The organism is Blautia sp. St.27G3 (assembly GCF_059728505.1).
The window spans coordinates 795,446-813,536 of record NZ_BAAGFO010000001.1; the positions used below are offsets into that span (position 1 = coordinate 795,446).

Annotated in this window: 11 protein-coding genes; 1 reads left to right on the forward strand and 10 read right to left on the reverse strand. The window is 48.0% G+C overall.

The annotated features are described in order from the left end of the window. Positions 1–103: 103 nt before the first annotated feature. The 3 genes from AC6I2O_RS03695 to AC6I2O_RS03705 all read right to left on the reverse strand — a co-directional run bounded on the left by AC6I2O_RS03695 (position 104) and on the right by AC6I2O_RS03705 (position 5,653). Positions 104–4,282 carry an ABC transporter permease gene (locus tag AC6I2O_RS03695; protein WP_497741837.1) on the reverse strand — a complete coding sequence of 1,393 codons (4,179 nt, stop codon included), beginning with the start codon at positions 4,280–4,282 and terminating at the stop codon, positions 104–106. Between the two features lie 2 nt (positions 4,283–4,284). Further along, positions 4,285–4,992, reverse strand: a complete 708-nt coding sequence (locus tag AC6I2O_RS03700) for an ABC transporter ATP-binding protein (protein ID WP_120392645.1) — start codon at positions 4,990–4,992, stop codon at positions 4,285–4,287. A gap of 202 nt (positions 4,993–5,194) precedes the next feature. Next, positions 5,195–5,653: an Lrp/AsnC family transcriptional regulator gene (locus tag AC6I2O_RS03705; RefSeq protein WP_120392644.1), complete on the reverse strand. Its 459-nt coding sequence runs from the start codon at positions 5,651–5,653 to the stop codon at positions 5,195–5,197. Positions 5,654–5,805: 152 nt separating this feature from the next. Here AC6I2O_RS03705 and AC6I2O_RS03710 point away from each other — a divergent pair, with 152 nt between their 5' ends. After that, positions 5,806–7,146: an MATE family efflux transporter gene (locus AC6I2O_RS03710; RefSeq protein ID WP_497741839.1), complete on the forward strand. Its 1,341-nt coding sequence runs from the start codon at positions 5,806–5,808 to the stop codon at positions 7,144–7,146. A 210-nt stretch (positions 7,147–7,356) separates the two neighbouring features. Here the strand turns inward: AC6I2O_RS03710 and AC6I2O_RS03715 are convergent, their stop codons facing one another. The 7 genes from AC6I2O_RS03715 to pth all read right to left on the reverse strand — a co-directional run bounded on the left by AC6I2O_RS03715 (position 7,357) and on the right by pth (position 18,027). Then, positions 7,357–8,724, reverse strand: coding sequence for a citrate/2-methylcitrate synthase (locus AC6I2O_RS03715; protein WP_120392642.1), 1,368 nt, complete (start codon positions 8,722–8,724; stop codon positions 7,357–7,359). Between the two features lie 52 nt (positions 8,725–8,776). Continuing rightward, positions 8,777–9,307 (reverse strand): ArsR/SmtB family transcription factor, encoded by a 531-nt coding sequence (locus AC6I2O_RS03720; protein WP_120392641.1) that lies wholly within the window; start codon positions 9,305–9,307, stop codon positions 8,777–8,779. A 190-nt stretch (positions 9,308–9,497) separates the two neighbouring features. Further along, positions 9,498–11,375, reverse strand: coding sequence for a L,D-transpeptidase family protein (locus AC6I2O_RS03725; RefSeq protein ID WP_497741841.1), 1,878 nt, complete (start codon positions 11,373–11,375; stop codon positions 9,498–9,500). 155 nt (positions 11,376–11,530) lie between these two features. After that, on the reverse strand, positions 11,531–12,046 hold the full coding sequence (locus AC6I2O_RS03730) for a shikimate kinase (RefSeq protein ID WP_120392639.1): 516 nt from the start codon (positions 12,044–12,046) through the stop codon (positions 11,531–11,533). Positions 12,047–12,167: 121 nt separating this feature from the next. Beyond that, entirely contained in the window at positions 12,168–13,652 is a 1,485-nt protein-coding gene (locus AC6I2O_RS03735) for a hypothetical protein (RefSeq protein ID WP_497741842.1), read from the reverse strand. A gap of 242 nt (positions 13,653–13,894) precedes the next feature. Next, entirely contained in the window at positions 13,895–17,446 is a 3,552-nt protein-coding gene (gene mfd, locus AC6I2O_RS03740; RefSeq protein ID WP_497741843.1) for a transcription-repair coupling factor, read from the reverse strand. Continuing rightward, on the reverse strand, positions 17,443–18,027 hold the full coding sequence (pth, locus tag AC6I2O_RS03745) for an aminoacyl-tRNA hydrolase (protein ID WP_120392758.1): 585 nt from the start codon (positions 18,025–18,027) through the stop codon (positions 17,443–17,445). Before pth ends, mfd begins: the two co-directional genes overlap by 4 nt. Between the last annotated feature and the right edge of the window lie 64 nt (positions 18,028–18,091).

Genomic DNA, 18,091 nt, shown 5'->3' on the forward strand with positions numbered 1-18,091 from the left:
GGTTTCTACCAAAAACTCTTTTGTGTAGGAATTGAAGCTTTCTGTAGAACAAAAGGAACTGTCGCACTGGCTAAAAATTTATAGCTTGGCGACAGCCCATCCTTTATTCAATACTCTTTAACGATTCCACCATATCAATCTTCTTTAATTTAAAGTACATGACAAAATTTACAATCACGGAAAATCCAATTGTGAACAGAATAGAGTACACAAAGCTGTCCGGATTGATGTTGCGCCCGAACATGCAGGCATCCACCTCTACCGTACTGATCACATAGGCATGGAGCAGCTTTCCGATCAATACACCGAGCAGCGCTCCAAGAAACGTCAGCAGAATGTTTTCGCGGTAAACGTAGGCGCCAACCTCTCCGTCATAAAAGCCAAGAACCTTCAAAGTCGCAAGCTCCCTGCGCCGCTCATTGATATTGATGTTGTTCAGATTGTACAAAACAACAAAAGCCAGCATTCCCGCTGATACAATCAGTACAATCATAACAATATCCATTGCCCCGAGCATACTGTCAATCTGCTCCGCCATGGTTCCGGTATACGTAATATTCAGTACGGCATCCATCTGCAAAAGTGCTTCTCCGATTTTTTCAATCACCCCCTGCCCCTCATCGCTGCACAGGAAAATACTGTTGCTGTGCATCTGTTTTCCATATACCTTTTCGTAAAGTGCAGGCGTCATATAGAGATAATGGGACAGATAGTTTTCACAGATAGCCGCAATTGGTACCGCCACATCCTCACCATCCTCCTGCTTCAGATAAACCGTATCTCCAGGATGCAGATCCAACTCTCCTGCAATTTTTTCTGTAATGATGGCGCCTTCATCGGTGAGCTCATACACTTCCTTTGTCTCCCGGTCGCGGAAAGTCACAAACGCATCCAAATCCTCGAGATTTTCCGGTACATAAACGTAGACCGACCAGTTTTTTCCGGAAGCGTCTGTCTGTCGGATGTCCTCCTGATGCATGTAAAATTCTTTTGCCTGAGCGATTCGCGTGTCACTGCCAACCAATTCCCTGGGAGCTTTTTGCTTCTCTTCCGAAGCATCTGCATCCAGAATCACCATCGCATCATACTGCTGCAATTCATCAAACTGCAATATACCAATATCCATAATGGAATCCTGCAGGCCATAGCCTACCATCAACAACCCCATACAGCCGCCGATTCCAAATATTGTCATCAGAAAACGCTTTTTATAGCGTAACAGGTTCCGGATTGTGGATTTCCACGAAAAACTGAGTTTCCTCCATAAAAATGGCAGATATTCCAGAAGCACGCGCTTCCCCTGCTTCGGCGCTGGCGGACGCATCAGCTGTGCCGGAACGGCCTGAAGCTCGCGCCAACAGGCCATGAAAGTCGCCCCCAGCGTACAGGTCAGTGCCGCGCCGGCGGAAACAGCTATGTAAGCCACATTGTACGGTATGATAATTTTAGGCTGGTACAGATAAATAATCCCGTATGCATGAATGATTACCCAGGGCAGAAGCTTCTCTCCGATTAGAATTCCAACCGCACTGCCGCCCATGGTTGCCCAGAACGCATATTTTAAATACTTGGAAGCAATGGCCCACTTGCTATAGCCAAGTGCTTTCAAAGTGCCAATCTGCGTGCGCTGCTCCTCCACCATCCTCGTCATGGTCGTCAGGCTGATCAGCGCCGCCACAAGGAAGAACAGCAGCGGAATTACTTTGGCAAGATTGCCCATTCGCTCCGCGTTTTCTCCTAGACCGGAATACTCCGGAAGCACACTCCGGTCATTGATATACCATTCCGGGAATTTCAGATCTGCAAGCTCTGCTTCTGCATCAGCAATCTCCTGCTCCGCATCCTGCAGCTCTTTTTCTGCATCACGGATTTTCTGTTCCCCGTCCGCAATCTCCTCTTCTGCCTCCTGTTTTCCCGTTTCATAATCCTTCCAGCCATCTTCGATCTTCTGGCGGTTCTCTTCCAACTCTTTCTTGGCATCTGTAATCTGCTGCTTGGCATCCGCAATCTCTGCCCTGGCATCCGAAAGCTGTCTGCGTCCTTCTTCGAGCTGCTGTTCTCCATCTGCCAGCTGACTCTGAGAAGCGTTCAGTTCCGCCCATCCAAGGTCCAGCTCCTGACGTGCGGAAGACAGCTGGCTCTTTGCCTGTTCAAGCTCCTGATATCCTCTGTCAATTTCCTTCTGACCATCTGAGAGCTTTTTTTCATTATCTTCAAGTGTCTTTTTTCCCTCCGCAAGCGCCGTACGCCCTGCAGCGATCTCTTCTTTCTTTGTATTGATCTGTTCCCAGCCGCTTGACAGCTGCTCACTTGCCGCCGCAAGTTCCTGTTCCTTTGCTTCCAGTGTCGCAAGTGTTGACGCAAGCGTCGCCTCTGACGCATCCAGCTGCTGTTTTGCCACCGCAAGCTCAGCAGCCGTTCCATTCAGTACCGTCTCCTGCGCCGCAAATTCCGCAGATGCCTGATTCAGTGCGCCCTCTGCTGCTTCCACAGCCTGAGCAGCCCCGTCTCTTTGCGCTGCGGCAGTATCGTATGCGGACTGCAACTCGGAAGCCCTGCTGTTCAATTCTGCATATGTTTCCTTCTCTGACGTAAGCACAGACGCCGCACTTTGCACTGCTTCCTCTGCTGCCGCAACCTCCTCCGGCGTTGCGGAATCATCCAGCGCGTCTCTGGCCGCCTGCGCCGCTGCAAGCGCCGCTTCATATGACGAAATATTTTCCGCACATACTGCAAGTGCGCCGGCATTTTCATCAATAGCCGCCTTCCTGGCTGCCACATCCTGTTCACACGCTGCCAACTGGCTGCTTGCGCCTTCCAAAGCGGCCTGCAATCCTGGTATCACAGCGTCATAGCTCTGCTGATACGCTGCCCACCCTGCTTCCAGTTGAGCCATTCCTGCCTCATACTGCGCCCTGCCTTCTGCGGCCTGTGCAACCCCGGCTTCATACTGCGCCCTGCCTTCTGCAAGCTGTGCCGCTCCTGCATCGTATCGTGCCTGCTGCTCTGCAAGCTCCTGTTCCGCCAGCACAAGCTGTTGTTCTCCTGCGTCCAAAGCGGCCAGATTGGTCCGGTACTCCTCCCAGCCCTTTTTCAGTTCCTTTTTTCCTTTATTGATCTCTTTTTGCGCTGCTTCAAGCTTTTTTTGAGCTGCTGCCGATTCCTTTTGATACTTTGAAAGACCGCTTTGGTACTCCTGCTCTCCCTGTTCCAGTGCGCTTTGGCCTTCTGCAAATTGCTGCCTTCCATCCGCGAGCTTCTTTTCGTTCTCTTCTATTTCTTTTTCACCGTCTGCAAGCTCTTTTTCTCCATCTGCAAGTTCCTTCTGTGCATCCTTCAGCTCACGTTCTCCATCCTCCAGCTGCTTCTCTCCGTCTGTCAGCTCTGATTCTGCTTCTGAGAGCTCCTCATCCGCCTGCACTTTCCCATCTTCCAGCTCTTTTCTGGCGTCCTCCAGCTCCTTCTTCCCGTCTGCAACCTCCTGTTTTGCCTCTGCCAGCTTCTCATCTGCCTCCCCTACAACCTCATCGTAACGGATTTCACACTGGACATCTTCAATCGCCTCCACGCGCTCGAGAACAGCATCAATGAGACGGTCATAAGCATCCGTAAACGCAGTCTCTTCCCGCGCTCCGGAAACGGTCATATACGCAACACTGTATACTTCCGCATCAAACGCCTGTGCAGGTACGTACATGACGCCTGCCACCGCACCGGTCCCAAGCGTCGTACTGCCCTTGCTGAAGGAAATATAACATGGACTATAACCATAACCGCTGACTGTAAATTTCCTGTACTTCAGGCTGCTGTTTTCCTCATCCGATACCATGATTTCAATCACATCACCGGGCTGAATGCCAAGTTTCTGCGCATAACTGGCATCCAGGAAACATTCTCTGTCTGTTTTGGGCTCATCGCCCGCGATCACCGCCAGCTGATTCAGCTCCTCCGGCACGGATTCAACATGAAGGACCTCCTGGGTATCTCCTTCCCCGCAGTAAACATCCTCTATATAGCTGCCATTTACACGCTCCACCCCTTCTATGCTGCCAAGCGCTTCCAAATCTTTCCCGGTCAGACCCATGGTACTGATGACCCTGAGATCCATCAGTTTGCTATCGTCAAAATACCAGTCGCCTGTCGCACGCATATCCGGCGCCGCTGATTGAATCCCGGAAAAAAATGCCACGCCCAGAGCTACAATAAAAAAGATAGAAAGGAACCGATTCAGGCTCTTTTTAATTTCAACATGAAAATCTTTTTTCAGTGCTCTCTTCTTCATACTTACCACTCTATCGTCTCAACTGAGATTGGCTGCTCGTTGATCTGTTCGGTGTCCACTCTGCCGTTTTTAATTCGGATTACACGGTCCGCCATCGGTGTAATCGCTGAATTGTGCGTAATTACAATCACGGTCATGCCCCGTTGCCGACACATATCCTGTAACAGCTTTAGAATCGACTTGCCTGTCTGATAATCCAGTGCACCTGTCGGTTCATCACACAGCAGAAGCTTGGGATTTTTTGCAAGCGCCCGGGCGATTGACACTCTCTGCTGCTCGCCGCCCGAAAGCTGGGATGGAAAATTCTTCATGCGCTGTCCGAGACCAACCTCCTCAAGCACGGTTGACGCATTGAGCGGATTTTTACAAATCTGCATGGCAAGCTCTACGTTCTCCAGCGCGGTCAGATTCGGGACAAGGTTGTAGAACTGAAATACAAACCCGATGTCGTTCCGCCGATATCCGGTCAACTTTTTCTGACTGTACTTCGCGATATCCTGTCCATCTACAACAACACGTCCACTGCTGGCCGTATCCATGCCGCCGAGAATATTGAGCACCGTCGTCTTTCCCGCACCACTCGGTCCGACAATCACGACAAACTCTCCCTTTTGTATCTCAAAATCAATCCCGTCCACCGCGTGAATCTCTACCTCACCCATGCGGTAAACCTTTGTCACACGCTCAAGCTTTACGAATGCATCCTGCATCTGATACGCCTCTTTTCGCTATAGTAAATTAAGATCCGTCAATCAAAATCTGTTAATAAATATCAATCCATAAAAGTCTTGCGTTCTGCAACCCATACTCTATATTTTACTGTGCTATCTGATAGCCTGCAATCATTTTATAAAAATTTAATCTCTCTGAACTTCAGGTATTCTTCTCACTGGCTGGCAGCGTCAATTCCGCCTACAGCCTCAGCCCCTTGATATCCTTAATCCGTGATAAAATAATATTGCAGCTACAGCTTACCACACCAGGCAAGGGATCTATAACCTCCTGAATCAGTTTCTCCATGTCCTCACTGGACGCGGACACTGCATGAACATGAAGCTTATTTTTTCCTGTCACACGATATATCTGCGTGATGGTTTCATCCTGCTCCAGTATCTCCGTAACCTGCGCAAGGCTGCCTGGCTGCGTTTCAATCTCAAAATAACAGGACACAGCTCCGCTGATCTTCTGCGGGTTGATAATTGTCGTATATTCCTCAATAATCCCCCGTTCTTCCAAAGCCTGAATACGAGCTTTTACGGCTACGCGGGAGATACCAATTTTCTGCCCAATGTCAGAGTAGGAAATGCGGGCATTTTCAATCAGCAGCCGGACAATTTTCTGATCCAGTGCGTCTAATCCTTCCAGAAACATAAGGTAGCTCCTTTCAAAATTATATTCCTTGATTATCATACTATTTCGTACGCTCAATGTAAACGGTTGATTGACTTTCGTAGGAATGGTCAGTATAATAGTTACGAAACGTAAGATACAACTTTCTATATGAATGTGATGGAGATGAAGAAATGAATAAAGATCTGACCCGTGGGCCGGTAATGCGGTCTATGCTTTTTTTTGCAATCCCTATGATTCTGGGAAACCTGCTGCAACAGTGCTATAATATTGCAGATACTCTGATTGTCGGCCAGTTCCTGGGAAAAAATGCCCTGGCTGCCGTTGGTTCTTCTTTTACTTTAATGACATTCCTTACCTCCATTCTTCTGGGGCTTTGCATGGGAAGTGGCGCGCTGTTTTCTATCCGCTTCGGGCAGCGCGACGAAGCCGGGTTGCAGGAGAGTATTTGTGCCTCTTTTGTTCTGATTGCGGCAGTAACCATTCTGCTCAACGTGCTCTCGTTTGTCTGTCTGGATTATATTCGCGTCTTCCTCCAGGTTCCGGATGAGGTATGGGGAGACATGCGGCAATATCTTGCTGTTATTTTCTGCGGGATAGCTGCTACGTTTCTGTATAACTATTTTGCATCCTTTTTGCGGGCAGTTGGAAATTCCATTGTTCCGCTCATTTTTCTTGCCGTGTCCGCAGTACTGAACATTCTGCTTGATCTTTGCTTTGTTCTCGTACTCAAACGGGGCGTGGCCGGAGCCGCTGAGGCAACCGTGATCGCTCAATACGTATCTGGTATCGGAATTGCACTCTATGCCCTGATGCAATGCCCGCAGCTGCGGGCTGTCCGCAAAGGCTGCCGCATCCGTTGGCAATGTGTCAAGGAGATCGCCAGTTTTTCCATTCTGACGTGTGTACAACAGTCTGTCATGAATCTTGGTATTCTCATGGTACAGGGTCTGGTCAACAGTTTTGGCCCTACCGTTATGGCAGCGTTCGCAGCTGCCGTAAAAATCGACGCTTTTGCCTATATGCCGGTCCAGGATTTTGGAAACGCCTTTTCCACGTTTATTGCGCAAAACTACGGTGCAAAAAAAGCAGACCGCATTCGTGCCGGACTCAAAGGCGCTGTCCAGGTATCCCTGATCTTCTGCATAATCGTATCCGCATTGGTATGGATTTTTGCACGCCCACTGATGGCATTATTTATTGAGGCGGGCGAAACAGAAATCATACGCGAAGGTGTCCGTTATCTGCGTATTGAAGGCGCCTTCTACTGTGGAATCGGTTGTCTGTTTTTGCTTTATGGGCTTTACCGGGCGCTTGGAAGACCGGGAATGAGCGTAGTACTGACCGTTATCTCCCTCGGCACGCGTGTCGCACTCGCCTACGCGCTTTCAGCCATCCCGTTCTTTGGTGTCACAGGTATCTGGTGGTCTGTACCGATTGGCTGGTTTCTCGCGGATATGACTGGTATCTTCTATTATATATTCCGGAAGAAAACGCTGCTTTCCTGGAAATAGTCAGCAACCAGATCTGTGCGGAAAACACAAGAGACCGTTACAGTGAGAGTAAGAACATACGAGATACGGGGGATTCCTTCTTCAAGGACTTCCAGATCCTGTATCGTTCCATCTTCCTGTAACGGCCTCTTTCTTTTATTCTTTCTTTGATTTCTTTTATTTGATTTCTTTTATTTGATTTCTTTTTTTGACTCTTTTCCCGCACGCCGATTAACGCTCGTCCAGCTCCACATAATCCCTGTGATGCCCAACATACTTGTAAGCCGGACGGATGATCTTTCCTGTATTAACCAGCTCCTCGATCCGGTGTGCACTCCATCCTGCGATTCGGGAAATCGCAAAAATAGGCGTGAACATCTGGTTCGGAATCCCCAGCATCGAATATACAAAGCCACTGTAAAAATCGACGTTACAGCAAATCGGCTTATGCAGATTCTTGCGGCTTGTCAGGAGATCTGAGGCAATCTTCTCTACCTTCTCATACAGGTCAAATTCATCCTCCCTGCCCTTTTCAATCGAAAGATACTTTGCGTATTCTTTTAAAATAACGGCTCTGGGGTCAGACAACGTGTAAACGGCATGACCCATACCATAAATCAGTCCTGTCTGGTCAAACGCTTCCTTCTTTATGATTTTTATCAGATAATCACGAATCGCATCCTCATTTCCCCAGTTGTGGACATGCTCTTTAATATCCGCAAACATATTCTCTACCTTCAGATTTGCGCCGCCGTGCTTTGGTCCTTTCAGAGATCCAAGCGAAGCCGCAATTGCAGAATACGTATCGGTTCCCGTTGATGATACAACATGGGTTGTAAAGGAAGAATTGTTACCACCGCCGTGCTCCGCGTGAAGAACAAGCGCAATGTCCAGTACTCTTGCTTCCAGCTCCGTATACTGTCCGTCAGCGCGCAGAATTCTTAAAATATTTTCCGCCGTAGAAAGCTCTGGCTTCGGATAACGGATTACGAGACTCTTGTCATTGTGATAGTGCTGGTACGCATGGTACGCATACACCGAAATCAACGGAAATGTCGCAATCAGAGACAAGCTCTGCTTCAGTACATTCGGAATGGAAATATCATCCGGATTATCATCGTAAGAGTATAACGTCAGTACACTTTTCTGCAATGCATTCATTACGTCCATACTGGGAGCTTTCATGATTACATCCCGCACAAATTTGTTGGGAAGCTCACGGTACTGGCTCAGTATTTCAACAAAGGAATCCAGCTGCTGACGATTCGGCAGGGCACCAAAAAGAAGCAGGTATGTAATTTCCTCGAAATTGAATTTCCGTTTCTCAAAACCTGCTTTGAGGTCCATGATATTATAACCCTGATAAAAAAGCTGGCCCTCCTGCGGCACCTTTTTTCCATTTTCTGTCCGAAACGCAACCACATCTGAAATCTCAGTGAGACCGGTTAGCACACCTTTTCCATCGGACTCGCGCAGACCTCGCTTTACATCGTACTCTTCATACAGGTTCAAATCCAGTTCCCCTGAAATCATACAGTATTTAACCAGCTCTGCCAGCCTGATGTCTCTTATCTTTCTGTCTGTATCCGTCTGTATCATAATAATTATTCTCCCTGTTGTCATTCATTTGCTTAAACTCAAGATCCTGTTGCTAACCCCACCTGATACATGCATGAATTTTTTCCAGCGCTTCCTTGTCAATCGAGTAGCAGGACCGCTTTCCCTGTCTTTTGCACTTCACAATACCGGATTCTGTCAGAATCTTCATGTGATGCGACAGGGTAGATTGTACAATAGAAAGCGAGGACAGAAGCTCTCCGGCACACAATTCTTTCTGCGCCAGAAGATTCAGAATCTGAAGGCGACTCTCATCCCCCAACGCACGGAAAACCGCTGCCGTTCCGGCCAGATTCTCCGGTGCAACTTCAGAAACTTTCTTCCGCTGCGCTTCTTCCTCCGGCATCTTTTCCGCTTTTCGCTCCTTCTCAGCTTCCGGCACCTTTTCTGCCTTTCGCTCCTTCTCATATTCCGGCACCTTTTCTGCCTTCTGCTTTTTCTCGACTTTCGGCGCCTTTTCTGCCTTGGGCTCTTTTTTATCTTCCGTCTTTCTTCCTGTTTTTAGCAGCTTTTTTTCTTTTTCCTTACTTTTCTTTTCTTTTTCCTGCTTTTTCTTTTTCCCCATGCTGCTCCCCTTCTGTGCCCTTTCCGTTCCATGTGGTATCCGGATGCACAATTACAATTCCAATACAGCCCTGCAATTTTTTTGATTATAGCACGACATTTTTTCAGAGTAAAGTGTTAAAATATCCTTTCTGCCATCTATGCCAGGCAAACAAATCTATTTCCCTGCTTTTTGCTTCATTTTTCTGGCGCTACTCATATACAATAACCGGGGTACCGATTGACACAACGTCATATATCATCTGTACCTGGTCATATGGCGTATTTACACAGCCGTGTGAACCGTTTGACAGATAAATACTTCCGCCGAAAGCAGATCGTTGCTGCATATCGTGAATACCGACATCACCGTTAAACGGCATCCAGTAATCCACCGGTGACGTATATCCCTCGCCAGTCAGAATTGCATCGCGCTTTTTCGCATCAATAGCCCAGACGCCTCCTGACGGCGTTGCATTGCCTTTGTTTGGATTTCCTGTCACAACTGCCGTATCCACGACAAGGTTACCATCCTGATAACACCACATCTCCTGAAGTGAAATACAGATTTCCACATAGGTATAACCAATCCCCTGGTTCTCATGGCTCATTGCTGAATAAAGATAAACTGGCTCTTTCTCGCCCCGATATCCCTCTTCCAACGCATTCAGCAAGTCTACCACCGTCTCACTCTGATTGATACACCAGCCGTAATCTCCGCCTGACAGAGTAACCGTCGTACCGATCGTGGTATAAAATTCGAGAGGAAGACCGAATGTATCATACTTTGCTGCAAGCGATTCTACGTAATCACTGACACAACCATCATCAATTACAAACGAACCATCCGGCAGCTCTACAATCCAGTCCCAAATCAACGCTGCATTTACAATCTCTTTCTGATCACCGAAGGTATACGTAATATTTGCGCGCGCAAGCTCACTCATGCCTGTCGCATCATGCTGAAGCTTTTCATCATCCTGGTAAAGCTTTGGATTCACATAGCAAGCTTCCTCTTCCAAAGAAACATGGACCGCACCATCATCAAGCGCCTGTAAAACAACATCGATCGTCTTTTCTGTATCAAGCGTTGTACCCATCACTTCACGGACTACTTCAAACCCGGTATCTGTCGCTGTAATATATGCATCCTGCGGCGCCTCAATCAAAGCCGGATTCATACAGTCCAGCCCCATCAGCCTGTTTTTTGCCTGTTCTCTGTCATAAGAAAAAGCAACCGCTTCCCCCGGCTTCCTGTCCAAAAAAAGCATGATTGGCCAGATATACGCGCGCTGCGCTTTCATCATCCGATCAATGCCGCCATCGTCAACGTACTGAAGCTTGATCTGTGAGGCCGTAATCTGTTCCGTCTTATCCTTACGTTCCTGTATCTCAAGAACATATTCGTCCAACTTGTCCTCGATTTCGCTTTTTACTTCTTCTACCGTTTTCTGACTGCAATCAATTCCGTAAACCGCAGTATCCTCGTAAAAATGTCCGCTGAAATAAACTGCCACTGCAATATAAGCGGAAATCAGAATCACACCAACACTGCCGAAGAAAATCAACAGCTTTTTCTTACGTCTCTGTTTTGCACGCTCTTTCCAGCCCGTTGAAGACACACCACCATTTCGCGATAATTTCTTTGCATCTGTTTTTTTCTCTGAGCTGTCCTGCGACAAATTCTTTAAACTCTCATGCTTCTCCTGCATGTACTGCGAACGTTCCTGTCGGTCGTTCCTTTTCTCATGTGAATGACGAGGGCGTTCTCTTTGCTCCTGGGATTCCACCAGTCTTGCGATACGCCTGCGCCCGGTGTCCGTGTCATGACCACGTTCCATGCTATCGTTCGTCCCACGTGTATGTTCCCGCACGTGTCTTCTCTGTGTTTCTGAATCGCTTCTGTGTTTTCCTTCAGCCTCGGGCCGCAGCCTTGGTACACGTCTCTCTGGCTGGTCGTCATACCCATTTTCCGTGTCCATCCGAACGATTCTGCGCGGCGCGTTTCCGGTCCCCGGCGTGTATGCTTTCCCGGAATACATCGTCGCATGACCGCTTTCCTTTCCCGAAAGCTTACCTATATCACCCATAGTATTCTTTCACTCCAATACCAAATACCGTATTTTTTCTAACCATAAATCGTTTTCTTCTTACCGTCTGTATGCAAACACTATTGATTATAAATGATTTCTCTGCTTATGGCAATGAATTACCATCACCATTCCCAATAAACTTCATTTTTCCATCACAATCTGCCGGTACATTTTTCGAAGATCTCATCGCAAATAGCAATTCCGTCCTTTTTGTCGGTTTCCACAGTCACGTCAGCAGCAGCCAGATAAAAGGGCAGCCTTTTTTTCAAAAGCTCTGCGATATATGCAGTATTCATATTCCCTTCCAGAAGTGGTCTATTGTGACTATTTTTTACTCTTTCATAAATCGTTTCCGGTTCTGCGCTCAGATATACAACTGTACCGCTTTTTCGCATTGCTTCTACATTGCATTCCCGCATCGCCACGCCACCGCCACACGATACGACCGTATTTTCCTTCTGCGACAAACCTTCCAGAAGTTCTGTTTCCAACTGTCTGAAATATTCCTCGCCATGCACTGCGAATATTTCTGAAATGCGCTTGCCCTGCTGCCATTCAATCTGCTCGTCCATCTCGACAAGAGCCATATGAAATCGTTCCTGCATCATCCGCGCAACTGTAGATTTGCCTGCTCCCATAAAACCAATTAAAAATATATTCTGCCGCATTCTGCCTCCTGCATTAAGCTTAAAGTTGTGCCGCCGCAATCTGAAATTCCTTTTCTACGACAGCCTTTTATAACAATAGCCGCAAACCCGCTTTCCGGATCTGCGACTATTTTTGCTTCATTTATTTTACTTCTTTCTTTTTCGCGGATGTTGCACTCTCTGTCTGTACCTCTTCCGTCTCTGTTTCTTCTGTCTTCGCCTCAGTAGACGCTTCTGTTCCTGCCTCAGTCTTAGCCTCGGATATTGCCTCTGTTTCTTCCTCAACTGATGTTTCCGGCTCCTCTTCCGGCAATACCAGGTGATAGTCAAAGGTGATCTTAGCCAGAACTTCGCTGTCAACCGATACGTCTCCGTCTTCCGTCCATTCGGTATAAAGTTCAGAGATACGGTCATTCTTGCGCTGATTTACAATATTCGTCTTTGCATTATCTGTGGCCTCGCGATCAAGCTGTGAAACAAGCTTCACTACATAATATCCGCTTGCTGTCTCAATTGGTTCTTCTACCAGTGTATCATCGGCCAGCCCGTCTGTCGCTGTCACAAGCTCTGTCAGGGAATAATCAGCGCCAAACGTCGTTGTATTTGCTGTCTTACCCATTTCGGTTGCGGTTTCTTCAAAGTCCCCGCCCGCCTTGATTTTCTCAATCATTTCCGCTGCATGTACGCGAGCCCTTTCCTTCGCTGCCGCCGTCTCCGGATCTTCAGTCTCGGTCTCAGCCTCGGTAGCTACTTCCGTCTCGTTTTCTGTTGAAGCATCCGTATCATCAGCCTTGGTCTGTGCTTCAGTCTCGCCATCTGCAGATGCTGTCACGGCCTTTTCTGTCTCGCCTGCTTCAGTTTCCGTCTCTCCAGCCTCGGTCTCAGTCTCAGATGCTGTCTGCGTCTTTGTTGCATTATTTTCGGTCAGAGCTGCTGTCTGTACCTCGGTCTCCGTTTCTGAACCTGTCTGGGCTTCTGTTGTTGCTTCCGTAACTTTTTCTGTAGTGTCCTCAGCGCTTTCCTGCTCCGTTACTGCTTCGGATTCTGTTTCAGATTCCGGTGTAAACAGTACATACTGCACCTTTCTCTGCGCTGCCTCTTCATCGGACACCTCTGTATCGACGTCCGCACACATTTCACGCTCTACCCGTGACTGAATCGTGATCAGTTCCAGATAACGTTCTGCAATTTCCTGCGTAACGCCCATTTCTTTCAGCACTTCTTCTTCGTTCGCCGCAATAAACCCTGCTGCCGCTGCTTTGATCTTTTCTTTGTCTTCATCAGATACCGAAACATTGTAATCACTCATCTTCTGCTCTGCCAGCAGCGCATGCGTCATCTCTGTCGCAAGCTGATTTTTCAGATCCATTCCGATCGTAGTTCCCATTCCGGTCAAATCCTGGTTAAACGGATCTGTAAGTCCGAATGACATATACATGGATTCATATCCTGCCTGATTATAACGTACCGCAAGATTCAACACACCTGCCGAAACCGTAGCATCATTCACCGTAACAGCAGCAGCCTCCGCATCAAAATTGTCCTTTTTGGAGCAGCCCGCAACAGATGTCAGCGCAAGACCGGCGCTCAATCCCAAAACGGCTGCTTTCTTTAAACCTTTTCTCATGATATCCTCCATTCTTCGCCCCGTATATGGTGCAAACAGGTAAATATGCCCTGGTTTCTGGCAGAATTCTCCTGTATTAAATTCATTTTATCATTATATCCGTTTTTTCTGCATCCTGCAACTACTTTATTTCTGTACTGCCCCCTGTTTCTTTGATTCCCAGAAGACCTTGGGACTTACCATTCTGACCTTCCTTCGGCGCTTCTCGCAGATGCACATACCGCCTTTTGCCTCTGTGATTGTCACTGGCTCAGCGTCCGGACTGCCTCCACCAGCTCCTTCACCAGCTGTATCACCGTCTCGCTATCCTTTTTTGTAGTTTTCGGACGCTGATAAAGGAAATACGGAACCGTATCCACTTTGAACTTCAGCCTGCCTTTATACGCTTTGAGCAGACCATCGATCCTGGTCGTATCAATCCGGGCTTTCTCAAACATCGTTATTTTGATTTCGTCCCCCTTCTGCGTCAGCTCGGTCACATAGGCCTCATGCGCCAGTGCGCGCAGCCGGGCAATCATCAGAAGATTCTGCACACAGCGCGGCGGTTCACCAAAACGGTCCATCAGCTCTTCCAGCATATCGTCGTATTCCTCTTCTGTCCGAATTCCGGCAATCCGCTTGTAAATATCAAGCTTTTGATATTCATTTTTAATATAGCGCTCCGGAATAAAGGCATCCACATCCATATCGACCACCGTCTCATACGCTTCCTCAGCCACCGTCTGCCCCTGTAACTCTCTGACGGATTCATTCAAAAGCTTGCAATACAGATCATAGCCTACGGATTCCATATGCCCATGCTGCTCACTGCCCAGCAGATTTCCGGCGCCGCGAATTTCAAGATCCCGCATTGCAATTTTAAAACCGCTTCCCAGCTCTGTAAATTCCCGAATCGCTGAGAGCCGTTTTTCCGCAATCTCCTTGAGCATTTTGTTGCGCCGGTACATTAAAAATGCATACGCCGTCCGGTTCGACCGACCGACACGACCTCGAAGCTGATACAGCTGCGACAGCCCCATCGTATCGGCATCATGAATGATCATTGTATTGACGTTTGAAATATCAAGCCCTGTCTCAATAATCGTCGTCGTCACAAGCACATCAATATCACCGTTGATAAAGTCATACATAATTCCTTCCAGTTCCCGCTCCTTCATCTGACCGTGCGCAAACGCCACCTGCGCCTGCGGAACGAGACGGGCAATCGTATTCGTCATATCCACGATGGAATTCACTTTGTTGTAAACGTAATACACCTGTCCGCCGCGAGACAGCTCGCGGCTGATTGCCTCACGCACCATCTCCTCGTTGTATTCCATAACGTAGGTCTGAATCGGCACACGCTCCTGCGGCGCTTCCTCCAGCACGCTCATATCCCGTATCCCGACAAGACTCATATGCAGCGTTCGCGGAATTGGAGTCGCTGTAAGCGTCATAACGTCAATATCGCTTTTCAGCTGCTTAAGCTTCTCCTTGTGCGTCACACCAAAACGCTGCTCCTCATCAATGATCAGAAGGCCGAGATTTTTATACTCCACATCCTTCGAAAGAAGCCTGTGCGTACCGACCACGATGTCGACCATGCCCTTTTTCAGATCAGTAACCGTCTTTTTCTGCTCCGCAGCTGTGCGGAACCGACACATGAGGTCAACCCGCACCGGAAAATCTTTCATTCTCTGCGCAAACGTATTGTAATGCTGCTGCGCCAGGATCGTTGTCGGAACCAGATAAGCCACCTGTTTTCCATCCTGAACTGCCTTAAAAGCAGCCCGGATGGCAATTTCTGTCTTGCCGTAACCGACGTCCCCGCAGATCAGGCGATCCATAATCTTATGACTCTGCATATCCTGCTTGACCGCCTCGATTGCAAGCAGCTGATCCTCTGTCTCCTCAAATGGAAACATCTCCTCAAACTCCCGCTGCCATACGGTATCTTCACTGTAAACAAAGCCTTCTTTTCTCTGTCTTCTTGCATATAGTGCCACCAAATCCTGCGCAATCACACGAACTGCACTGCGCACACGAGATTTCGTCCGGTTCCACTCCTGCGTTCCCAGCTTATTGAGCTTCGGCGGCTTTGCATCGCTGTCCGCATATTTCTGAATCACATCCAGCTGCGTTGCCGGGACAAACAGACTGCTGCCTCCCGCATACTCAATCTTCATGTAATCCTTTGTAATGTGGTCAACTTCTACCTTTTCAATCCCTTTGTACACGCCAAGTCCGTGATTTTCATGCACAACAAAATCCCCGACTGAAAGCTCCGTAAAGCTCGCAATGTGCTTTCCCTCATAACGCTTACGTTTCTTCTTTTTCTTCTGTTCCTGTCCAAAAATATCGCTCTCGGCAATGACAACAAATTTAATCAGAGGATATTCATAACCCTTTTTGATATTGCCGCACGTGATCAGAATCTCGCCAGGCTGCACATCACGCTCGGGATTTTCCGTGTAATAACTGCTCAGTCCCTCCTGCATCAGATCTCCGGCCAGACGGTTTCCCCTCGTCCTAGAAGCAGACATCAAAATCACGCGGTATCCCTCCCGCTTCCACTGCTTCAGATCTTTCACCAGAAATTCAAAACTATTGTTGTAGGGATTCACAGAACGCACGGTGAGGCTGAATTTTCCTGATACTGAAAAAGGCGCGCGGGCATTTTCCAGCGTACACAGCCCCACTGCATTTCTGCGACAGAGCGCAGCCACTGTTTCCTGGCAGGAAAATAAAAGCCCCGCCTGTCCGGGAAGCACATATCCTTTTTCCAGTCTGTGCTGCATACTTTCCCGAAATTCCAGTTCCGCCGCATCACCCGATTCCAGAAGACGGTTTGGCTCATCCAAGAAAAAAAGCGTGGTTTCCGGGTCAAAATAGTCCAGAAAGCTCGTCTTTTCCTGCACAAAATAATCAATAAACCCTTCCATGGAAAGCGGCTCTCCAAGTTCCTCAATCTGATCCCGGCAATCCTGCAAAAGACTCCGTATCCGTGCAGCCTCTTCCGTCTTTCTTTCCTTACGGAAGATTTTTTCAGACTGCTCCGCCTCTTTTGCGATCCATTCCAGCGCTTTTTCTCTTTGCTCCTCGTCCGGAATCAACTCTGCCGCCGGATAAATCCGCACAAATGCAAGATTCTCGATGGAGCGCTGGCTCTGTACGTCAAAACTACGCAGAGAGTCCACTTCCTCTCCCCACATCTCAACACGGATTGGATTTTCTTCCGTCAGCGGAAATATATCAATGATACCCCCTCGCACGGCAAACTGTCCCGGGCCTTCTACCTGCCCTGTCCGTTCATAGCCAAACAGAACCAGATCTTTTTTCAGCTTCTCGATATCCAGCTCGCAGCCGCTTTCAATGACCATGATATGCTTCATCCAGTCCGCAAAAGCTACCAGGTGATTCATACACGCGGCCATCGTGGTCACAACTGTAACCTGCTGCTTTTCCAGCAGCGCCTTGAGCACTGCGATGCGCTGTTGTTCCAGAAGATTGCTGTGAATATCAGCCTGAAAAAAAATCAGATCCTTTGGCGGAAAATAAAGAATCTCATGGTCAAAAAATTTGAAATTTTCGAATATTTCTTTTGCACGCAAATCATTGTGCGCAATAATAACCGTTGCAAACCGCTTCCCGATCAGCTTCATACGCCGCAGCTGTTCGCCTGCACAGTAAATAAAATGAGGTTTCTGAGAATCAATGCAGCCGGTAACCTGGAGCATTCCACGGTTGCCGGCCAGCCTCTGGCTTATCTCTTCAAATTCCCCCAGCTGCTGCATGGGAGTTAAAAATGCATTCATATAAGAGGTCCTTTTCTTTTTATGTTGAATTCATTCATAACCTGTTCTGTTTCTTCCGTCACAAGACGTGCAGCTGCCATGGCTGCCCGCGAAAACGCGTCTTCCATCTCATCCCGTTCCGCCTTTGAAAAACGGCTCAGCACATAGTCAGCCAGATCAAATCCGGCCGGTTTCTCCCCGACTCCGATTTTGACACGCTTAAATGTCTCTGTTCCAAGATGGCTGATGATACTTTTGATTCCGTTATGGCCTCCGGCGCTTCCTTTCTTGCGGATACGCAACTGTCCCGGCGCAAGGCTGATATCGTCATACAGAACAATGAGTTCCTCTGTCACATCTATTTTATAGAAATCACATGCTGCCCGGATGCTCTCCCCGCTTAAATTCATGTAAGTCTGCGGCTTTAACAGAAGTACCTTCTGTCCTTCAATCACACCGGTGCCGCAAAGCGCCTGAAACTTTTTTGTGATGAGATCAATCCTGTATTTTTCTGCCAGACGCTCCACTGTCTCAAAGCCGGCATTATGTCTCGTGCCAGCATATTTGCTCCCCGGATTGCCAAGTCCTGCTATGATGTACATACTATTCTCTCCGTTCTGTCTGTAATTAAAAAACCGCCGTACTGCCTGCATAACGGTACTGTCG